13 protein-coding genes are annotated in these 18530 nt (G+C 64.3%); 2 read left to right on the top strand and 11 right to left on the bottom strand.

Annotation, left to right across the window (positions count from 1 at the left end):
• The 6 genes from malQ to H9529_RS07120 all read right to left on the bottom strand — a co-directional run bounded on the left by malQ (position 1) and on the right by H9529_RS07120 (position 11667).
• On the bottom strand, positions 1–2004 hold the full coding sequence (gene malQ / locus H9529_RS07145; protein WP_092887795.1) for a 4-alpha-glucanotransferase: 2004 nt from the start codon (positions 2002–2004) through the stop codon (positions 1–3).
• Positions 2001–4115 carry a glycogen debranching protein GlgX gene (gene glgX, locus H9529_RS07140; RefSeq protein WP_092887798.1) on the bottom strand — a complete coding sequence of 705 codons (2115 nt, stop codon included), beginning with the start codon at positions 4113–4115 and terminating at the stop codon, positions 2001–2003. The genes malQ and glgX overlap by 4 nt, the downstream gene beginning before the upstream one ends.
• Complete coding sequence (gene glgA, locus H9529_RS07135) at positions 4112–5599, bottom strand: glycogen synthase GlgA (protein WP_397544888.1); 1488 nt, start codon at positions 5597–5599, stop codon at positions 4112–4114. Before glgA ends, glgX begins: the two co-directional genes overlap by 4 nt.
• A 16-nt stretch (positions 5600–5615) precedes the next feature.
• Positions 5616–6881, bottom strand: coding sequence for a glucose-1-phosphate adenylyltransferase (gene glgC, locus H9529_RS07130; RefSeq protein WP_092887801.1), 1266 nt, complete (start codon positions 6879–6881; stop codon positions 5616–5618).
• A 133-nt stretch (positions 6882–7014) separates the two neighbouring features.
• Positions 7015–9219: a 1,4-alpha-glucan branching protein GlgB gene (gene glgB, locus H9529_RS07125; RefSeq protein ID WP_092888238.1), complete on the bottom strand. Its 2205-nt coding sequence runs from the start codon at positions 9217–9219 to the stop codon at positions 7015–7017.
• 75 nt (positions 9220–9294) lie between these two features.
• The gene (locus H9529_RS07120) at positions 9295–11667 is read right to left on the bottom strand and encodes a glycogen/starch/alpha-glucan phosphorylase (RefSeq protein WP_223814325.1); all 2373 of its coding nucleotides are present in this window, start codon (positions 11665–11667) and stop codon (positions 9295–9297) included.
• A gap of 256 nt (positions 11668–11923) precedes the next feature.
• Here H9529_RS07120 and rnd point away from each other — a divergent pair, with 256 nt between their 5' ends.
• On the top strand, positions 11924–13090 hold the full coding sequence (gene rnd / locus H9529_RS07115; protein WP_092887804.1) for a ribonuclease D: 1167 nt from the start codon (positions 11924–11926) through the stop codon (positions 13088–13090).
• A gap of 307 nt (positions 13091–13397) precedes the next feature.
• On the opposite strand, the gene H9529_RS07110 is transcribed toward rnd, so the two are convergent.
• Complete coding sequence (locus H9529_RS07110) at positions 13398–13865, bottom strand: hypothetical protein (RefSeq protein ID WP_092887846.1); 468 nt, start codon at positions 13863–13865, stop codon at positions 13398–13400.
• A 332-nt stretch (positions 13866–14197) separates the two neighbouring features.
• Between H9529_RS07110 and H9529_RS07105 the strand changes: the two genes are divergently transcribed.
• Positions 14198–14635: a SufE family protein gene (locus H9529_RS07105; protein WP_092887849.1), complete on the top strand. Its 438-nt coding sequence runs from the start codon at positions 14198–14200 to the stop codon at positions 14633–14635.
• A 263-nt stretch (positions 14636–14898) separates the two neighbouring features.
• On the opposite strand, the gene H9529_RS07100 is transcribed toward H9529_RS07105, so the two are convergent.
• The 4 genes from H9529_RS07100 to H9529_RS07085 all read right to left on the bottom strand — a co-directional run bounded on the left by H9529_RS07100 (position 14899) and on the right by H9529_RS07085 (position 18322).
• Positions 14899–15627: a hypothetical protein gene (locus H9529_RS07100; RefSeq protein ID WP_092887852.1), complete on the bottom strand. Its 729-nt coding sequence runs from the start codon at positions 15625–15627 to the stop codon at positions 14899–14901.
• 211 nt (positions 15628–15838) lie between these two features.
• A complete protein-coding gene (locus H9529_RS07095) occupies positions 15839–16510 on the bottom strand; it encodes an aspartate/glutamate racemase family protein (RefSeq protein ID WP_092887855.1) in 672 nt (223 codons plus the stop codon).
• Positions 16511–16514: 4 nt separating this feature from the next.
• Positions 16515–17801, bottom strand: coding sequence for a TRAP transporter large permease (locus H9529_RS07090; protein ID WP_092887857.1), 1287 nt, complete (start codon positions 17799–17801; stop codon positions 16515–16517).
• Positions 17801–18322: a TRAP transporter small permease gene (locus H9529_RS07085; RefSeq protein ID WP_092887860.1), complete on the bottom strand. Its 522-nt coding sequence runs from the start codon at positions 18320–18322 to the stop codon at positions 17801–17803. The genes H9529_RS07090 and H9529_RS07085 overlap by 1 nt, the downstream gene beginning before the upstream one ends.
• Between the last annotated feature and the right edge of the window lie 208 nt (positions 18323–18530).

The raw sequence follows: 18530 nt of genomic DNA, 5'->3' as shown, positions 1-18530 counted from the left end.
TCAGGTCTCCGTTCGGTGTGCATGTGCCAGCAGCGGCAGGGCTGCGGCAAGGCCGGGATGATCCGGCAGCGCCGAGACTGCACAAGGCAGGCGACGGCGCCAGTTGGGGTGATCGTAAACCGTGCCGGGCAGGTTGGGTTGTTCAACCTGTCCGCAAATGTCTTCGGCCTGCAGGGCAACAAGCGCCGCAGGTGTTTGTGCCAGAAACCCGTGCAGCGCGGTGGGGTCTTCCAGCGGGCCGGGTGGCACTGCGTTCTCTGGTGCCGCATCTTTTGGGGACACCCGTTGTGGTGCTGCGCTTTTGGCAGGGGCGTGCCCTGTGATCACCACGTCCAGCGCGGCAACATCTGCGCGCCGTGCCGCATGGGCGGCTGTGGCCTCGGCCCCCGTCATCTCATCCAGATCGCGGCGCCAGTCGATATCGCGCCCCTGCCGCCAGCCCGCCCACGTTGGCAGGTCATGGGTGGCGAAGGATGTCAGGCAGGCCGCCGGATAGGCGCTGGCAGGCAGGAACCGCCTGTCGCCCTGCCAGTCGCGTTCAAACATCGCAACCCGGCAGCCCAGGATGCCCGCGTCTTGCAGCGCGGCGCGTAACCCGTCTGGGATCGTGCCCAGGTCCTCGCCGATGATCGTCGCCCCGGCGCGGGCCGCCTCGATCCGGGCGATGGCCAGCAGGGCATCGCGCGGCATGGCGACATAGAGACCGGGCAGGCCATCAGGCAGCCAGAAAGCACGTTCAAAGCCCAAGATATGGTCGATGCGCAACAGGCCCGCGAAACGCAATTGTTGCCGCAGGGTTTCGGCCAATGCCGCGAACCCTGTGGTCAACAGGGCATCGGGCAGCAGGGGCGCCAGATTCCAGCGCTGGCCCGACGGGCCCAGCAGATCGGGTGGCGCGCCCAGCGAGACGCCGCGCGCGAAAAGCGCCGGGTCGGCCCATGTCTCGGCCCCTGCCGGATGGGCGCCGACCGCAAGGTCGAGGTAGAGGCCAAAGCCCATCCCGCCAGCCCGCGCGCGGCCCTGGGCCATGTGTAACTGTCGCTCGGCCAGCCATTGCGCCCAAGCGTGGAACCGCAGGGCATCGGTATGCGCGTCGGCAAAGGCGCGGGTGGCAGGGCTGCCCGGGCGTTGCAGATCGCCGGGCCAATCGGTCCAATAGGGGCCGAACGCGTCGGATAATGCTTGATGCGTGGCGAAATCATGCAGCGCGGCACCCTGTTCGGCCCGCCACGCGTCAAAGGCCGGATCGCCCGCAAAGGCGGCATAGGCCGCGCGCAGCGCGCGGTTTTGCATGGGCGTGGCGATGTCATGATCGATCAGGCCGGGCGGGGGCTGCACTGCAGCGTCGGCTTCCGGGGCGGTCCCCGGTTTGCTCGCAGGCACGCCGGGCAGATCCCGCGTGTCAATATGTGCCACACTCCACCGTCTGCGGTGCGACGGCGCATAGGGGCTGAAGGCGCGTGGATCGTTGGGAAAGCCCGCGTGGATCGGGTTGATGCCGATGAAGCTGGCGCCCTTGCGGCCCAGCCCTTCGGCCAGCGCGCCCAGTTGCGCATAGCTGCCCGGCCCGGATTGTTCGCCGTCCCACAAACCATATAGCGGCGCGGTCACGCCCCAGCGGCGTGCGGGCAGGGGCAGTTGACGGGGCGCAGCCAGCACCCAGCCGACAGCGCCGCCAGTGGTCAGCCGGTGAATGCCCAGCGGCAGGGGGGGCAGTGCGGTGCCTGAGCCGCCATGGGCCTGCGTGCCGTCCTCCAGCGTCAGGTTCCAAGCGGTCGGCGGCGTCAGGGCATCTGCCTGATCGGGCGCGATGATATGCACCTTGTGTTGGGGGGGCAACGCGGCCAGCGCGGCTGCGGCCTGCGCCTCGGTCGTCACATCAAGCCCCATCGCTGCCAACACCGCAACGCGCGATGCTTGGGGGGCGATCTGCGGCTTGCCCGCCCCGTCGATATAGTGCCAGATCAGACCCATGCGCTGGCACAGGCGGTCAAGATCGGTCATGCCGCTGCCCCGGCCATGGCGGTATCTACCCGTTCCAGCACCAGCGCCGAGACCGATTGCGCGGCCACATGCATCGCCGTTGTGCAGAGTTCTTCGGGCGGGGCAAGGGCGGCGGCGGTATTGATATGGCGCGACCAGCGTTGCCCCTCTGGGGCGGGGGGCAGCGTCAGCTCAAACGCATCGCCCGCGTTAAAGGCCAGAAACACCGCATATTCCGTATCGGCATAGACCGGGGTGCTCGATGCCTTGCGCAACTCCACGCAGGCGAAGGACAGCGCTGGATCCTCCCAGTCGGCGGGCGTCATGGTGCGCCCAGCGGGGTGCCACCACATCAGATCCGCCTTGCCATCGGTGGGGCGTTCGCGCGAATGCAAGAACAGCTTCTGGCGCAAGATCTGGTGCGCCTTGCGAAACGCGATCAGGCGGGCGGTGAAGGCCATGAGGTCGGCATCGGCGCTATCCCAGTCGATCCAGGTGATCGCATTGTCCTGGCAATAGGCATTATTGTTGCCGCGCTGGCTGTGGCCGACTTCATCGCCTGCCAGCAGCATCGGCGTGCCTTGCGACAGCATCAAGGTTGCCAGCAGGTTGCGTTTGCGCTGACTGCGCGCGGCGCGAATGTCGGGATCGTCGGTTTCGCCTTCCACCCCCATGTTGTCCGAGAAATTGGCCGAATGCCCGTCGCGCCCATCCTCGCCGTTCGCTTCGTTGTGCTTTTGCGCGTAGGAAACCAGATCATGCAGGTTGAACCCGTCATGCGCGGTGACAAAGTTGATCGAGGCCGTGGCACCCCGCCCGTTATGGTCGAATTGCTGGGCCGATCCGGTCAGCCGGGCGGCAAGTTCCGGGGCGGGTGCGGGGTCACGCCGCCAGAACCGGCGCACGCCGTCGCGGAACTTGTCATTCCATTCCATGAACGGATGCGGGAAGGCGCCCAACTGATAGCCATCCGGGCCGATGTCCCACGGCTCGGCGATCAGCTTCACCCGGCTGAGCACCGGGTCCTGCCGGATCGCGGCAAAGAAGGCGGCATTGGGCTGGAACCCGGCTGCCTCGCGCGCCAGCGTCGCGGCAAGGTCAAAGCGGAAACCATCCACATGCATCACCTCGACCCAGTAGCGCAGGCTGTCCATCACCATGCGCAGCACCATCGGGTGGTCGATGTTGATCGTATTGCCGCAGCCGGTATCGTTGATGCAATAGCGCGGATTGTCCGGCGACAGGCGATAGTAGCTCTTGTTGTCCAGCCCGCGAAACGACAGTGTCGGCCCCAGTTCCGAGCCTTCGCAGGTGTGGTTATAGACCACGTCCAGGATCACCTCGATCCCCGCTGCATGCAGCCGGGCGACGGTGTGCTGAAACTCATTGAGGCGCCCGGCGGTCAGATAGCGGGGCTCGGGGGCGAAGAAGCTCAGCGTCTGATAGCCCCAGTAATTCGTGAGCTTCTTTTCCACGAGAAAACGGTCATTCAGGAAGGCCTGCACCGGCAGAAGCTCGATCGCGGTGATGCCGAGTTTCACCAGGTGGTCGATCGCCGCGTCGGATGCCAGCCCCAGGAACTTGCCCGCATGCGGAATGTCGCGCTGCGCGGTGAAACCCTTTACATGCGCCTCGTAGATCACGCTGTCGCTTGCCGACTTGGCGGGCGGGCTGTCGTTGCCCCAGTTGAAGCTGGGGTCTTCGACCACGCATTTGGGCATGAAGCGCGCGCTGTCGCGGTTTGAATAGGTCAGGTCCAGCGTTTTTGCCCCGGTATTGTAGCCAAACAGCGCATCCGACCAGCGCGGATGCCCGGTAATGCGCTTGGCATAGGGGTCCAGCAGCAGTTTGTGCGGGTTGAACCGGTGCCCTTCCTCTGGTGCATAAGGACCATGGGCGCGGTAGCCATAAAGCTGCCCCGGTACCAGACCGGGTACGCGGCCATGCCAGACGAACCCCGTGCGTTCGGGCAGTTTCAGCCGCGCCAGTTCGCGCGTGCCATCGGGTGAGAACAGGCACAGCTCAACCGCCGTGGCATGTTCCGAGAAAACGGCAAAATTCACGCCGTCGCCGTCAAACGTCGCCCCGATGCGGTTGTGACGCCCGCGCGACACGGTGTAGCTGTGGCTCATGCTGATCCGGTCAAGTTGTTGTAAAGACGCGCATACTGTGGGCTGGAGGCGGTCCAGTCAACCGGCTGTTTCATGGCGTTGCGTTGCAGAGTGGTCCAGATACCCGGAGTTGCGTAAAGATCGCACAAATGGGTCAGCGCATGGCGCAACGCCGCCGCATCGCCGGGGGCATGGGTCAGCCCGGTGGCGACCCCGCGGCGCAGCGCGGCGTCATTGGCGTGGATCACCGTATCGGCCAGCCCGCCGGTCTGCGCCACCACCGGCACCGCGCCATAGCGCAGCGCATAAAGCTGCGTCAGCCCGCAGGGTTCGAAGCGGGACGGGACCAGCACGGCATCCGCGCCTGCATACATCCGGTGCGACAGCGCCTCATCATAGCCGATGCGCACCGACACCCCCGGCATGTCGCGCGCCGCTGCCAGCCAGGCGTTTTCCAGCGGCCGGGCGCCCGCGCCCAGCAGCGCCAGTTGCCCGCCGCGGTCCGTCAGCGCGGGCAGGGCGTCCAGCAACAGGTCCAGCCCCTTTTGTCCCGACAACCGTGAGACAACGACCGCCAGCGGGCCGGGCACGTCGGGCGACAGGCCAAAATCGGCACAGAGCGCGGCACGGTTCGCAGCCTTGCCGCGTGGCGTCCGGAAGGGGCGGATCATCGGGTCGGTTTCCGGGTTCCACACGGCGGTATCGATGCCGTTCAGGATGCCCGACAAATCGGCGCGGCGGCTGCGGATCACGCCGTCGAGGCCCATGCCGAAAGCGGGCGTCTCCAACTCGCGCGCGTAGGACGGGCTGACGGTCGTCAGCTTGGTCGCCCCCATCAGCCCGGCCTTCAGCGCGCTGATATGGCCGTAGTATTCGAACCCCTCGGGCGTGAAGCGTTCCGGGTCAAGACGCATCGCGGCCAGACGCTCATACCCCGTCAGCCCGTGAAACGCGATGTTGTGGATCGTCAGGATGGTGGGCACATCGTGGGCATAGCTGCGCAGATATTCGGGCACCAATGCCGCCTGCCAGTCATGCAGATGCACCAGTTCGGGCTGCCAGCCCCCCAGGCCTTCGGCTGCGATTTGTGCGCCGACGAAGGACAGCGCAGCGAACCGCAGGTCGTTGTCCACCCAGTCGTTGCCGGACGCATCGAGGTATGGGCTGCCCTCGCGGTCAAAAAGGTGTGGCGCGTCAAGGATCAGCAGGTCCAACCCGCCCAAGGTCACCGCCAGCACCCGAGCAGGCCCGCCGAACAGATCGTCCAGCCACAGGACCGGCGCGGCCCCGTCGCATTGCGCCAGCACTGCGCGGTAGCCCGGCAGCAGCGTGCGCAACGCCCAGCCTTCAGGCTGCAACGCGGCTGGCAGGGCGCCCACCACATCGGCCAGCCCGCCGGTTTTCACCAGCGGCGCGCATTCTGAAGCCACGCTCAGCGCGGGGCGCAAAGCGGCCGCTGACCCATCCGACGCGCCGGGCGCCACCGCATCTTCCGCCGTTGCCATCGAGACAGCCTTTCGCTTATTGCGCCGCGTTATAGCGGTCCATCATGCCTTTGGTAATCAGGGTAACGCCGCCTTCGCTGACGCGGAACCATTTCGCATCCGCGATCGGGTCTTCGCCGACGACCAGCCCCTCGGGGATGTGGACGCCGTGGTCGATGATCGCCCGGGTCAGCCGCGCGTGGCGGCCCACGACGCAATAGGGCAGGGCAACCACCTCATCCAGCGTGGACCACGAATTTGTATGCACCCCGGTGAAAAGCAAACTGTTGCGCACCTCGGTCCCCGAGATGATACAGCCCCCTGATACCAGCGAGCTGACGGCCAGCCCGCGCCGCGCTTCCTCGTTATGGATGAACTTCGCGGGCGGGACGCTTTCGGAATAGGTCCAGATCGGCCAATCCTTGTCCCAGAGGTCCAGATCGGGGTCGAAATCGGTCAGGTCGATATTCGCCCGCCAAAAGGCATCCAGCGTGCCCACATCGCGCCAATAGACCGGCGCATCGGAGCGGTGGCGCACGCAACTGTCCTCGAACTTGTGCGCCATGGCTGTCCCATGCGTCACGATATGCGGGATGATGTCGCTGCCAAAATCGCGGCTGGACGATGGGGCGGCCGCGTCTTCCACCAGCATCTGGCGCAGGAAGGACCATTTGAACACATAGATCCCCATGGACGCCAGCGCCTTGGTTGGCTCGCCCGGCATCGCCGGTGGGTCGGCGGGCTTTTCCAGAAACGCCGTGATCCGCCCCGAGGCTTCGACATCCATGACGCCAAAGGCCACGGCTTCGGCGCGCGGCACGGTCAGGCAGCCCACGGTGACATCGGCACCACTTTCCACATGTTCGCGCAGCATGACCTCATAATCCATCTTGTAGATGTGATCGCCTGCCAGGATGATCACATAATCCACGTCATAGCTGTCAATGATGTCGATATTCTGAAAGACGGCGTCCGCCGTACCTTCATACCAGTGGTTTTCGCTGACGCGCTGGCTGGCGGGCAAAATGTCGAGGTATTCGTTGCGTTCCGCCCGGAAAAAGCTCCAGCCACGCTGACAATGCCGGATCAGGCTGTGCGCCTTGTACTGCGTGGCGATCGCCATCTTGCGGATGCCCGAGTTCAGGGCATTCGACAGCGCAAAGTCGATGATCCGCGTCTTGCCGCCGAAATAGACCGCCGGTTTGGCCCGCATGTCGGTCAGCTCGCGCAGACGCGACCCGCGCCCGCCCGCCAACACAAAAGCCATGGCGCGCGATGACAGCCGGTGGTTTGGTCGTTGCATTATGGTCTCCCCCCATAGTGAAAACGGCTTTACGCCTCAGGTTATCTTCAGCACTGTGCCCTCTACAGTCTAGCCCTTTGTTTTATCGCAAGTTTCCCGCACAGCGCTGACGCCTTCTTTTTCGCCACATGCGCTACTCTGCGCCGCGGTACCTGAACATGACGGTGCTCAGCGGCGGCAGCGTGATTTGCGCCGATTGCGCGTGGCCGTGATGCGCCACGGCTTCGGTCACAACGCCGCCCATATTGCCCCGGTTGCCCCCACCATAGATCGCCGCATCGGTGTTGAGCACCTCATCCCAATGCCCCGCCTGTGGGAAGGCGCAGCGCCAGCCGGGGCGTTCCACCGGCGTCATGTTTGCAATCACCACCACCGGATCATCGCCGGGCCCGCCAAACCGTGCCCAGGCAAAAACCGAGATATCGGTGGCCCCGCCGTCCAGCCAGGCGAAGCCTTCGGCCTCGCAATCGCGGGCATGCAACGCGGGCGTGCCGCGATAAAGGGTGTTGAGGTCGCGCACCAGCCGCTGGATCCCGGCATTTTCGGGCCGCGAAAGCGCCGCCCAGTCCAGTTCCGCGTCGTGGTTCCACTCATGCGCCTGGGCGAATTCGCAGCCCATGAAGAGCAGCTTCTTGCCCGGATGCCCCCACATATAGCCATAATACGCACGCAGATTGGCGAATTTCTCCCATGCGTCGCCGGGCATCTTGGCGATCATCGCGCCCTTGCCGTGCACCACTTCATCATGGCTGATCGGCAGGATGAAGTTTTCGGAGAACGCGTAATCAATGCCGAAGGTCATCAGGTGGTGATGGTGGCGGCGGTGGATGGGCGCGTGCTCCATGTAGCGCAGGGTATCGTTCATCCAGCCCATGTTCCACTTGAACCCAAAGCCAAGGCCGCCCGCGTCGACGGGCCGCGAGACGCCGGGGAAACTGGTGCTTTCCTCGGCGATCATCATGCTGCCGGGCACCGCGCCATAAGTCAGCGTGTTGACTCGCTGCAAGAGCGCAATTGCCTCCAGGTTCTCACGCCCGCCGTGGATGTTGGGCACCCATTCCCCCGCCTTGCGCGAATAATCGCGGTAAAGCATCGAGGCCACAGCATCCACCCGCAGCCCGTCGATGTGGTATTCCTCCAGCCAATACAGGGCATTGGAGGTCAGGTAATTCACGACCTCGCGGCGACCAAAGTTGTAGATGCAGGTGTTCCAATCGGGGTGAAACCCCTCGCGCGGGTCGGCGTGTTCATAAAGCGCCGTGCCGTCGAACTGCGCCAGCCCGTGTGCGTCTGACGGGAAATGCCCGGGGACCCAGTCCAGGATGATGCCGAGGCCGCGCGCATGCGCCGCGTCCACCAGATCGCGGAATTCGTGCGGTGGGCCGTGGCGCACCGTGGGCGCATAAAGGCCAACGGGCTGATAGCCCCATGATCCTGCGAAGGGATGTTCGGAAATCGGCATCAGCTCGATATGTGTGAAGCCCATATCCACCGCGTAGTCGACCAGTTCGGTCGCGGCCTCCACATAACTCAGCGGGCGGTCGCCGCGTTTGCGCCAACTACCCAGATGCACCTCATAGACCGACATCGGCGCGCGGCGGTCCTGCGCTTCTGCGCGGCCCTCCAGCCAGGCCGCGTCGCGCCAGCCATACCCGGTGATCGATCGCACAACGCTGGCGGTCTGCGGCGGATGCTCCGAGCCGAAGCCAATTGGATCAGCCTTCAGTGGCAATTCGCGGCCATCCGGCCCGATGATGCGGTACTTGTAGCTTGCGCCTTCCGCCACGCCGGGGATGAACAGTTCCCAAACACCTGTGGTACCGCGTGGGCGCATCGGCGCGCGCCGGGCATCCCATTGGTTGAAATCCCCCACCACCGCGACCGCCTGCGCGCTGGGTGCCCACAGGGCAAAGCATGTGCCCTCAACGCCTTCATGGCGGATCACCCGCGCGCCCAGCACATGCCACAACCGCTGATGCGTGCCTTCACCGATGAGGTATTCGTCCAGTTCGCCCAGCACCGGGCCAAAGCGGTAGGGGTCTTCCTGTTCCCATTCCTGCGCCCCGTTTTCCGGCGACCCGTTGCCAACGCGCAGAATATAGGCGCTGCCCGGCGGGATCATGCCTGCAAACACGCCCGGCGCCTGCGCGGCCAGCGGGTAGGCCGTGCCGTCGATCACCGCCGTAACACGTTGCGCATCGGGCAGATGTACCACCAGATGCCCGGCGTGGCCGCGGTGGCTGGGCCCCAGCAGGGAAAAAGGATCGGCCAGCCGCCCGGTCTGTATTTCTGTCAGATCGGGCGCGCTGAGGGCGGGCGTGGGCGTAGGCTGTGTCATAGGGTCAGTGTTCACTGCCACTGACTGAAATACAAGCTTCGACATTGCCCTTTCACGCGTAGCCCGCCCGTGCCGTCAGATCATAGGCTTGATGTCCCAGACATCGGCCATATACCCAAGGATCGTGCGGTCGGATGAAAACCAGCCTGACCGTGCGGTATTCAGCGCTGCCATGCGCATCCACTGATCCGCGTCGCGATAGGCCGCATCCACCTGCCGCTGACAATCATAGTAGCTGTCAAAGTCAGCGCACACGGTGAAATAGTCATGCTTTCGCAGGTTCTTCAGGATCGCCTTGTAGCGTTTGTCATCCCCGTCCGAGAAAATGCCCTTCTCGATCAGCTTCAGCGCGGCTTTCAGGCGCGGGCTGGCCTTGATCGCATCGGCCTGATGCTCGGGGTTTTCGCGGCACGCCACAACTTCGGGCGCGGTCATGCCGAACAAAAAGAAGTTCTCGGCGCCCACCTGTTCGCGGATTTCCACATTCGCACCGTCCAGCGTGCCGATCGTCAGCGCACCGTTGAGGGCGAATTTCATGTTGCCGGTGCCCGAGGCTTCCTTGCCCGCGGTCGAAATCTGTTCCGACAGATCCGCGGCCGGGATCAGCTTCTCCGCCATCGAGACGTTGTAATTCGGCGGATAGACGACCTTCAGCCATTGTGAGGTGACCGGATCGGCATTGATGACCGTCGCCACATCGTTGATGAGGTGGATGATTTCCTTGGCCATGACATAGCCCGGTGCCGCCTTGCCGCCGAAAATCTTGACGCGCGGGGTCCAACCGGCGTTGGGATTGTCGCGCATCTCGGTCCACAGCGCGATGGTTTCCAGGATGTTCAGATGCTGGCGCTTGTATTCATGGAAGCGTTTGATCTGCACATCGTACATCGCGTCGGGGTCAACGCTTTGGCCGTGTTCATGTCCGAACCAGTTCGACAGTTCCACCTTGTTGGCGCGCTTGGCATCGGCAAAGGCGGCCATGAAACCTGCATCCGCCACATGCGGTTCCAGTTCGCGCAGGCGTTCCAGATCGGCGACCCAGCCCGAACTGATGGTGTCCGTGATCAGCGCCGACAGGCGCGGGTTCGCGCCCAGCATCCAGCGGCGTGGGGTGACGCCGTTGGTCTGGTTGATGATCCGGTCGGGGTGCAGTGCATGGAGTTCCGCAAAGACAGTGGTTTTCACCAGATCGGAATGCAGCGCCGACACGCCGTTGACCTTGTGACCCATGATGAAGGACAATTCGCCCATCTTCACATCGCCGCCCTCGACAATCCGGACCGCGGATTTCGGATATGCACTGCGATGGGTGTCCTCGATCCGTTCGATCAACTGCATGTGGCGCGGTAGGACACGGGCCATCAGCGCTTCGGGCCAGCGTTCCAGCGCCTCGGGCAGCAGGGTATGGTTGGTGTAGGACAGCGTGGCGCGCGCGGTCAAGATTGCCTCATCCAGCGGCATGTCGTTTTCGTCATGCAAGATACGCACCAACTCTGGCCCGGCAATTGCGGGATGGGTGTCGTTAAGCTGGATCGCGGCCTTCGTGGGCAGGGCGCGCAGGTCGCTGTGTTCGGCCTGAAAGCGGCGCACGATGTCGCGCAGGCTGGCTGCGGTAAAGAAGAATTCCTGCTTCAGCCGCAGTTCCTTGCCGGTGTCGGTGGTGTCATCGGGGTAGAGTACGCGGGAAATCGTGCGCGCTGCCGCCTCAAGGCCCGCCGCACCGGCGTAATCGCCCTGATTGAACGCGGCCAGATCAAACGCGCGCACGGGTTCCGCCCCCCACAGGCGCAGGGTGTTGGCCCATTTGCCCTGCCAGCCGATGGTGGGCGTGTCATAGGCCTTGGCGATCACGGCTTCGCCCGGCGTCCAGAGGGCGGTCTTGCCCGCTTCGCTGACGCTTCCGCCAAAGCCGATCTGGAACGCCGCCTCGGGGCGCTCGAACTCCCAGCCGTGGCGCTGGCGCAACCAGTTTTCGGCCTCTTCGACCTGCCGCCCCTCATGAAAGCTCTGACGAAAGAGGCCGTGTTCATAGCGGATGCCATAGCCATAGCCCGGGCAGCCCAGCGTCGACATGCTGTCAAGGAAACACGCCGCCAGTCGGCCAAGGCCGCCATTGCCCAATGCCGCATCGGGCTCATCTGCCAGCACCGCGGCGAAATCGGCGTCAAGGCTGGTCATGGCTTCCTGCGCGGCCTGCATCAGGCCCAGATTGTGGATCGCATCTTCCAGCAAGCGACCGATCAGAAATTCCATCGACAGGTAATAGACCCGCTTCGATTTCGCCGCATAGGTGGCACGGGTCGCAGCGAACCACGGGGTCACCACGCGGTCGCGCACCGCCAGCGTCAGCGCCATGCGGATATCGTAAAGCGTGGCATGGGCCAGATCCTTGCCCAGCGAGAATTCCAGATGTTTCAAGATGTCGGCGCGCAGGTCTGTAGCGTTCATGGGTACCTCTTGGGTCATGTGGGGCGCGGTTGGGGTGCTTTGCCGATCTGTCATGCGGCGCGGACGCGATTTCAAGAACATATTGCGCAGGCCGGAATGCCAAGTCGTTAAAGTGGTCGCGATAACACATCGTGGGGCTGCATTGCCCGTGACAGGGCATCGACGCCGCGTCGCAGCAACAGCGGGCGGGGCCTTTCCAATCGGGCGGCAAGACTCTATGACTGGTAGACAGAACCAGGTTCCGATTGGCAGCGCGATGAAAACACTGACGACCACCCAAGACCTTGCCGCATTCTGCGACCTCGCCAAAGCCGCGCCCTATGTGACCATCGACACCGAATTCCTGCGCGAACGCACTTATTACTCAAAGCTCTGTCTGATCCAGATGGCGCTGCCCGGCCCCAAAGGCCCTGATGGCGGCCCCGCCGTGCTGGTCGACCCCATTGCGGGCGAGATGTCGCTGGATCCGCTGTATGACCTGTTCCGGCACACCCCCACGATGAAGGTCTTCCATGCCGCGCGGCAGGATCTGGAGATATTCTTCTACGAGGGGGATTGTTTCCCAACGCCGCTGTTTGACACGCAGGTCGCCGCCATGGTCTGCGGTTTCGGCGATCAGGTTGGCTATGAGACGCTGGTAAAGAAGATCTGCCGCGCCAGCGTCGACAAGACCTCGCGCTTCACCGACTGGTCGCGCCGCCCGCTTTCGGACGCGCAGCAGAAATACGCGCTGGCCGATGTGACGCATTTGCGTGGAATATACGAACACCTGTCGGCGGAACTTGCCAAGACCGGGCGCACCCGCTGGGTGGCCGAGGAACTGGAAGTGCTGACAACCCCCGACACCTACATCGTGCGACCCGATGAAGCATGGCAGCGCATCAAGACGCGCACCTCCTCGGGACGGTTCATGGCGATCGTGCGCGAACTGGCGCGGTTCCGTGAGGATTACGCCCAAAGCCGCAACATACCGCGCGGCCGGGTGTACAAGGATGATGCGTTGCTGGAACTGGCTTCGACCAAACCGGGCAGCGCGGAAGACCTCAATGCCTCGCGCCTTTTGTTGCGTGAGGCCCGGCGCGGTGACATTGCCGAGGGGATCTTGAAGGCGGTGCGCGACGGGCTTGCCGCCAGCGCCGACAGCTTTCCGGCGGTCGATGCCGCGAAGGTGGCGCAGCAGGTCAATCCCGCGCTGGCCGATCTGCTGCGCGTGCTTCTGAAGGCCAAGTCCGAGGAAACCGGCGTTGCACAGAAACTCATCGCCAATGCTGCGGATCTGGACGCCCTGGCGTCCGGCGCGCGCGACGCGCCCTGCCTGCGCGGCTGGCGGGCAGAGGTTTTTGGTACCGATGCGCTGCGCCTTTGCGCCGGTGAAATCGCGCTGTCTGCTCGCGGCACGGATGTGATCGTCGTGCCGCTGTAAGGGGTGAGCCCCCGCGTCGAACCTTGGCATGCGCATGATTCGTGGCGGCCCTGACCGGCTTCGGTGGCAGGATACGACCCAGTAGGGCGTCGATTCCGCCACACCGCCACCGCGCAATGCGCTGCGGCGGATGGGATTACCACCAAGTACGACGGTCAGGGCAGCAACACCTGCGTTTCGCAGGCCTGGCGCACCGCGCGCTACCTGCGTGTGATGTGGTTCGACAGTCCGGAGCTGCGGCCACGTCGCCATTCTGCCCCGAACCGACCCCGTCACAGACCTGCTGCGAAGACGCCGCGCCGCTGTCTCAGCGCCGCGCGGTACGCTGGTTCTGCGCGCCCTGCACGACGATGGTGGTGACGTTTTCCAGATCGAACATCGACAGCGTTACTGCCGCCGTGACGGTGCGCGACACCTCGGTCGATACGCGCGTCGCCTGGCGCGGTGGGGCGATGACGAACCGGAAGGTCAGCACGCCGTTCACCGGGCGGCCTTCGTTTTCCGGCAGCAGTTCGGCATCCCACCAGCCTTGGGTCGGCGTGACCCCCTCGGCCCTGACGATGGCGCCGCCGGGGTTACGCTCTACCGCCATGTCGGTCACCGCGCTGACCAATGGCCGACCATCGACCACAGTCGCATAGCCCGCAGCAGGTTCCAGCGTCGTCTCTTCTGAGGAACCGAACCAGTTGAACGGGTTCAGGCGTGTTTGACTGGCCCATCCGCATGCGCCCAGCGTCAATGTCAGCGCCACAGCAGCCAGCAACGGTTTGCGCATGAAAACCCCCAATTCAAATCTCTGCCCTTGGGTTAGCGCAAAGCGGCCCGTTTGAAAAGCCGCAGATCATGCGTGCCTGCAATATCCCGGCCAGATCCCGGCCAGCGCCGCCCGCCCGCTGCGACGCCATCGCGGCCAAGGGGGGGGGTGGACCTTGCGGTCCATGCGGCCTAGATCAATTCAAAGAAGCGGTGGTCCCGTCGGGAACGCCTGGGGGCCGCGCGGGCCGCATGGTACCCGGACCGGCGCGAACCCCGTGGCATGACGAAAGCCCCGCCGCCACCGACCGAAGTCCCGTTCAGACATCCGCCCCCAGATACCGGAGCATCCGCATGGCAACCCAAGCCTTTGAAGACATCGCCGACACTTTCGCCTTCTTCGACGATTGGGAGGACCGCTATCGCCATGTCATCGAGTTGGGTCGCGACATGCCCGATATGGAAGACGCGCTGAAGGTGCCCGCCACCAAGGTGGACGGCTGCGCCAGCCAGGTCTGGATCATGCCCGAGGTGACCGGCAGCGGCCCCGACGCAAGGTTCGATTTCAAGGGTGACAGCGATGCGATGATCGTGCGCGGGCTGATCGCCGTGCTGCACGCCCTCTATGCCGGGCTGCCGGTCGGGCAGGTGCCGCAGGTCGATGCACGCGCCGAACTTGGACGGCTGGGGCTGGATGAGAACCTGTCGGCCCAACGCTCTAACGGCCTGCGCGCGATGATCACCCGCATCCGTGAGGCCGCCGCCGCACAGGCCAGTCCCGAGGCGGGCTGAAAGGCCTCGGGGGCGCAGCGGAGGCCTTGTGGCATCCGCCTGCCGCGGAAGGGATTGGCGCGTCAATTCACTGCGCCAGTCCCGGTGGGCAAAACTATGGCAGGCAATCAGCACATCACGGTGCAATATTTTTTCGGTGCCTCTTGGCAAATCAAATAGCCCGATGCCCGGCCGAAGTCAGGACCGGCAAAGCAGAGACGCCGCAGGGATATCCCCCAACAGCGCCCCCTTCTGCCGGTCCGCATCACGTTCCGCGTTTCCCGTCAGGTCAGGGTGCAGCCGACCGTGCCCAGGCCGTCGATGCGTGCCTCGATCACCGTGCCCGGGCCGAAATAGGGCAGGCCGCAGACCGACCCCGTCAGCACGATGTGGCCTTTGCGCAAGCCACCGCAATGGGTGCCCAGTGCCCCGACCAGCAGCCGCAGATTAGCCAGCGCCGAACCGCCGGGCACCGTCAATGCGCCCTCGGCAGCGGTTTCACCATTGGCTGTCATCAGGGCCTGTACCGTGCCGAAATCGCTGCCGTCCCATGCGTCAAGCCCGCTGCCCGGGATCAGGCCTGCGGTGTTCTGGAAATCGGTGAATTTCATCACCGGGTCATCGGCAAGCGCACCACCAAGGCGGGTATCGACCATTTCCAGCGCAACGCGCGGGCGGAAATAGGCGGCGGGGTCTTCAGGGAACTGACCCTCGGGCAAGTCGCGGATCACTTCGAACGCGACTTCCAGCTCGATGCCCAGCCGGCCCTGCACCTGCCGGGTGCTTCCGGTCTCCAGGCAATAGCGCGCCGGGATCGGTGCCATGATCGGCAGGTCGTCGGGCTGCGCACCGACCTTGAACCCCGCCACATCGCCCAGCCCTGCCATGACGGTGCTTTGCACTGCCAGAACGCTGGCGCGGTCTGCCGGAATGGTCGCTTCGGTGATGTGGGTGCCGTTCACATGCGCGTCCAGCAGGGCTGCGGCAAGGGTTTCGGTGGCGGAAGTCGTCATTTGGGATTCCTTTCGATGCTGTCTTTGGTCAGCGTCAGGCATAAAGCAACTGGACTGCAAATGAATAGCAATTCCGGCCTGAATTGGTAAAAAAAATTTGCCAACTGGGCCATTTCTCCCGTTTCTTTCGGGTGCCCCGGCTGGGTAGCGCGCCTGAAATGCGCCCCAGGCCCGGGCAGTTCGACGGGTGTTCGGCGCGCAGTTACCGGTGCTATCGTGATCTTTCCGGTGCCGTGGCCGCCAGGCGCGCGCGTAATTGAACCACCGCCTCGGTCGTGCCGTCGATCAACGGCAGGCCTACATGGGGCGCGAAACGCTGCGCCAGTCCGGCGAGCGGCCCACCGCCCAGCACGATACTGCCGATCCCCCCGGCAGCGGCCGTGTCCTGACAGAGCCGCAGCAAGGGCGCGGCCAGTTCGTCCTGAATCGCGCCGGGGTCCGACCATTGCCCATCCGCCAGGACCGCGACATCGCGCAGATGCGCCGCCATCTGATAATGCGCCACGATCTCGCGCAGCGATGGGGATACCTGCGGGCTGAAGGAGACGATGGAGAACTGCCTCCCATAGGCCACCGCGCGGCTGATCGCGGCATGGGCGATGCCTGCGACGGGCAGGGTGGTGCGGGCGCGCACCGCCTCGATCCCCGTGTCGCCGAAGGACGCCAGAATAATGCCATCCATGCCCGCCTGATGTGCCTCGACCGCGGCCAGCACGCCGTCCATCGCGTGCGCCGCATCCTCTGGCGTCACGATCAGCGCGGGGCCGAAGGCGGCGGGGACAGTGCGGATCATCTCGCCCTCGTGGGCGGCGGCCTGGGCGGCGGCGTCGATACGCCGCGTCACCCCGGCCGAAGTGTTCGGGTTTACAACCAACAGGCGCATGGGCTTACAGCATCAGCGACGGCAGGAAGAGCGAGATTGCCGGGAATATGTTCACCAGCGTCAGCGCCACCAGCATCGCGCCGATGAACCACAGCATCGACGGGATGATCTGCGCCAACGAGATCTTGGCAATCGCGCAGGTGATCAGCACGACCGAGGCAACCGGCGGTGTTTGCTGCCCGATGCCAAGGTTGATCGTCACGATCAGTCCGAAATGCACCCGGTCGATGCCCAGTTGATCGGCCAGCGGCAAGAATATCGGCACCAGCATCAAGATTGCGGGCGTGCCATGCACGATGGTGCCCGCCAGCAAGAAGAAGACGTTGATCGCCAGCAGGACGATCCAGTAATTCTCGGAAATGCCAAGGATGGCATTTGCAATGTCTTGGGGGATGCGCTGGTTGGTCAGATACCACCCCAGCAGCGTCGATGTGGCGACTATGAACATCAGCATCGCGCTGCGCTTGCCCGCAATGCGTAGCGTGTCGATGAACGCCTTCAGCGTCACGGTGCGGTACAACAAGGCCGCCATGACAATCGACCACAGCGCTGCGACGGCACCGGCCTCGGTGGCGGTGAAGATACCGCCCAGAATACCGACCAGGATCAAGATGGGAAGTGTCAGCGGCAGCGCTGCATCCTTGCCGGTATCCACCACGCGCGCCCAGGAAAACGCGCCCTCGGTCGGGTAGCCGCGCTTCACCGAAATCAGATAGGCGGTCATGATCAGCAGAAAACACACCAGAAAACCGGGCAAGATCCCCGCCGCGAAAAGCTGCGCGATCGATGCATTGGCGACATAGGCATACAGGATCAGGTTGAGCGAAGGGGGCACGATGATCGCCATCGTCGCCGAGGTCGAGGTGACAGCCGCCGCGAAAGCGGGCGGATAGCCGCGCTTCTTCATCTGCGGGATCATCACCGACCCGATGGCGGCGGCGTCGGATGTAGCCGTGCCCGAAATCTCGGAAAAGAACAGCGATGTCAGAATGTTGACATGCGCCAGCCCGCCGCGCACGTGCCCCACAAGGGAGGACGCGAAGGCGATCAGCTTTTCGGCGATCTTGCCCTGGTTCATCACCTCACCGGCGATCATGAACAGCAGGGCTGCCACAAGCAGGTAATTGTTCGCGCCGCCAAACGGGATCAGTCCGATGATCTGCGGCACCACGGCGGGGTCCAGCATTATCATCACCGACGCCGTGACGCCCAGCACGAAGGCAATCGGCATGCCCATCATCAGCAGGCCGACCAGCAAGATCAGGATCATGTATCCGGGGGACATAAACATCAGTCGTCGCTTTCTGGCAAAAGGTCATCAGGGGTGATCCGCCCGGTCACAAGGCCCGCCAGACGGACAAGGCAGATCAACACGATCAGCGCGCCGCCCAGCGGCATCGCGGCGCGAAACAGCGCCATGGGCAGATCGACCGAGATCAGAAGGCGGGTGCCAAAGCTCAGCGCGACCTTGCCGCCGTACCACGCCAAAAGCCCGCCCAGCCACGCCATCAGCAGCAAGTTGGCCCCCATGATCACGCGCTGCATCAGCGGCGACAGGCTGCGCGCCACGCTGTCGAAGCCCAGGTGCTCATTCGTGCGCGTCAGATAGGCCGCGCCGATGAAGGTCAGCGCTGCCAGTATCTGCGCGGGCAGCTCTTCCCCCCACGAGACCGAGGAATTCAGCACGAAACGCGCGAAAACCGCATAGTTCAGCAGCACCAGAAGCACCCCTGCCATGGTGATGACAAGGGCGTCCAGTGCGCGTTTCAGGGCGTTGTCCAGATGCAAGATCAGCTTTTCAAGCGGTGCCATGGGCAGGGCCTCCGGTACGATGGAATTGGGGTAGGGGGATCAGGCGGGGATGGACGGCTCCCCCCGACAGCCCAAGGAGTTGCGGCATGGCGGGTAGGGCAATAAACCCTGACATGCGGCGACGGGTGACGCTGCGGGCGTGGGAACCGCCTGTCGGTGCCAGCGCGGGAGGCACTGGTTCAGCCGCTGGCCTGTCCACTGTGGCCCG

Origin of the sequence: Roseicitreum antarcticum (assembly GCF_014681765.1) — a bacterium.
GTDB classification, from domain to species: Bacteria; Pseudomonadota; Alphaproteobacteria; order Rhodobacterales; family Rhodobacteraceae; genus Roseicitreum; species Roseicitreum antarcticum.
The sequence above is the reverse complement of the archived record's forward strand: the minus strand, read 5'-3'. Positions and strand labels throughout refer to the sequence as shown.

What these genes read in the sequence shown, in the direction of transcription:
- malQ (WP_092887795.1), bottom strand. Translation starts at nt 2,004, where the DNA reads ATGACCGATCTTGACCGCCTGTGCCAGCGCATGGGTCTGATCTGGCAC.
- glgX (WP_092887798.1), bottom strand. Translation starts at nt 4,115, where the DNA reads ATGAGCCACAGCTACACCGTGTCGCGCGGGCGTCACAACCGCATCGGG.
- glgA (WP_397544888.1), bottom strand. Translation starts at nt 5,599, where the DNA reads ATGGCAACGGCGGAAGATGCGGTGGCGCCCGGCGCGTCGGATGGGTCA.
- glgC (WP_092887801.1), bottom strand. Translation starts at nt 6,881, where the DNA reads ATGCAACGACCAAACCACCGGCTGTCATCGCGCGCCATGGCTTTTGTG.
- glgB (WP_092888238.1), bottom strand. Translation starts at nt 9,219, where the DNA reads ATGACACAGCCTACGCCCACGCCCGCCCTCAGCGCGCCCGATCTGACA.
- H9529_RS07120 (WP_223814325.1), bottom strand. Translation starts at nt 11,667, where the DNA reads ATGAACGCTACAGACCTGCGCGCCGACATCTTGAAACATCTGGAATTC.
- rnd (WP_092887804.1), top strand. Translation starts at nt 11,924, where the DNA reads ATGAAAACACTGACGACCACCCAAGACCTTGCCGCATTCTGCGACCTC.
- H9529_RS07110 (WP_092887846.1), bottom strand. Translation starts at nt 13,865, where the DNA reads ATGCGCAAACCGTTGCTGGCTGCTGTGGCGCTGACATTGACGCTGGGC.
- H9529_RS07105 (WP_092887849.1), top strand. Translation starts at nt 14,198, where the DNA reads ATGGCAACCCAAGCCTTTGAAGACATCGCCGACACTTTCGCCTTCTTC.
- H9529_RS07100 (WP_092887852.1), bottom strand. Translation starts at nt 15,627, where the DNA reads ATGACGACTTCCGCCACCGAAACCCTTGCCGCAGCCCTGCTGGACGCG.
- H9529_RS07095 (WP_092887855.1), bottom strand. Translation starts at nt 16,510, where the DNA reads ATGCGCCTGTTGGTTGTAAACCCGAACACTTCGGCCGGGGTGACGCGG.
- H9529_RS07090 (WP_092887857.1), bottom strand. Translation starts at nt 17,801, where the DNA reads ATGTTTATGTCCCCCGGATACATGATCCTGATCTTGCTGGTCGGCCTG.
- H9529_RS07085 (WP_092887860.1), bottom strand. Translation starts at nt 18,322, where the DNA reads ATGGCACCGCTTGAAAAGCTGATCTTGCATCTGGACAACGCCCTGAAA.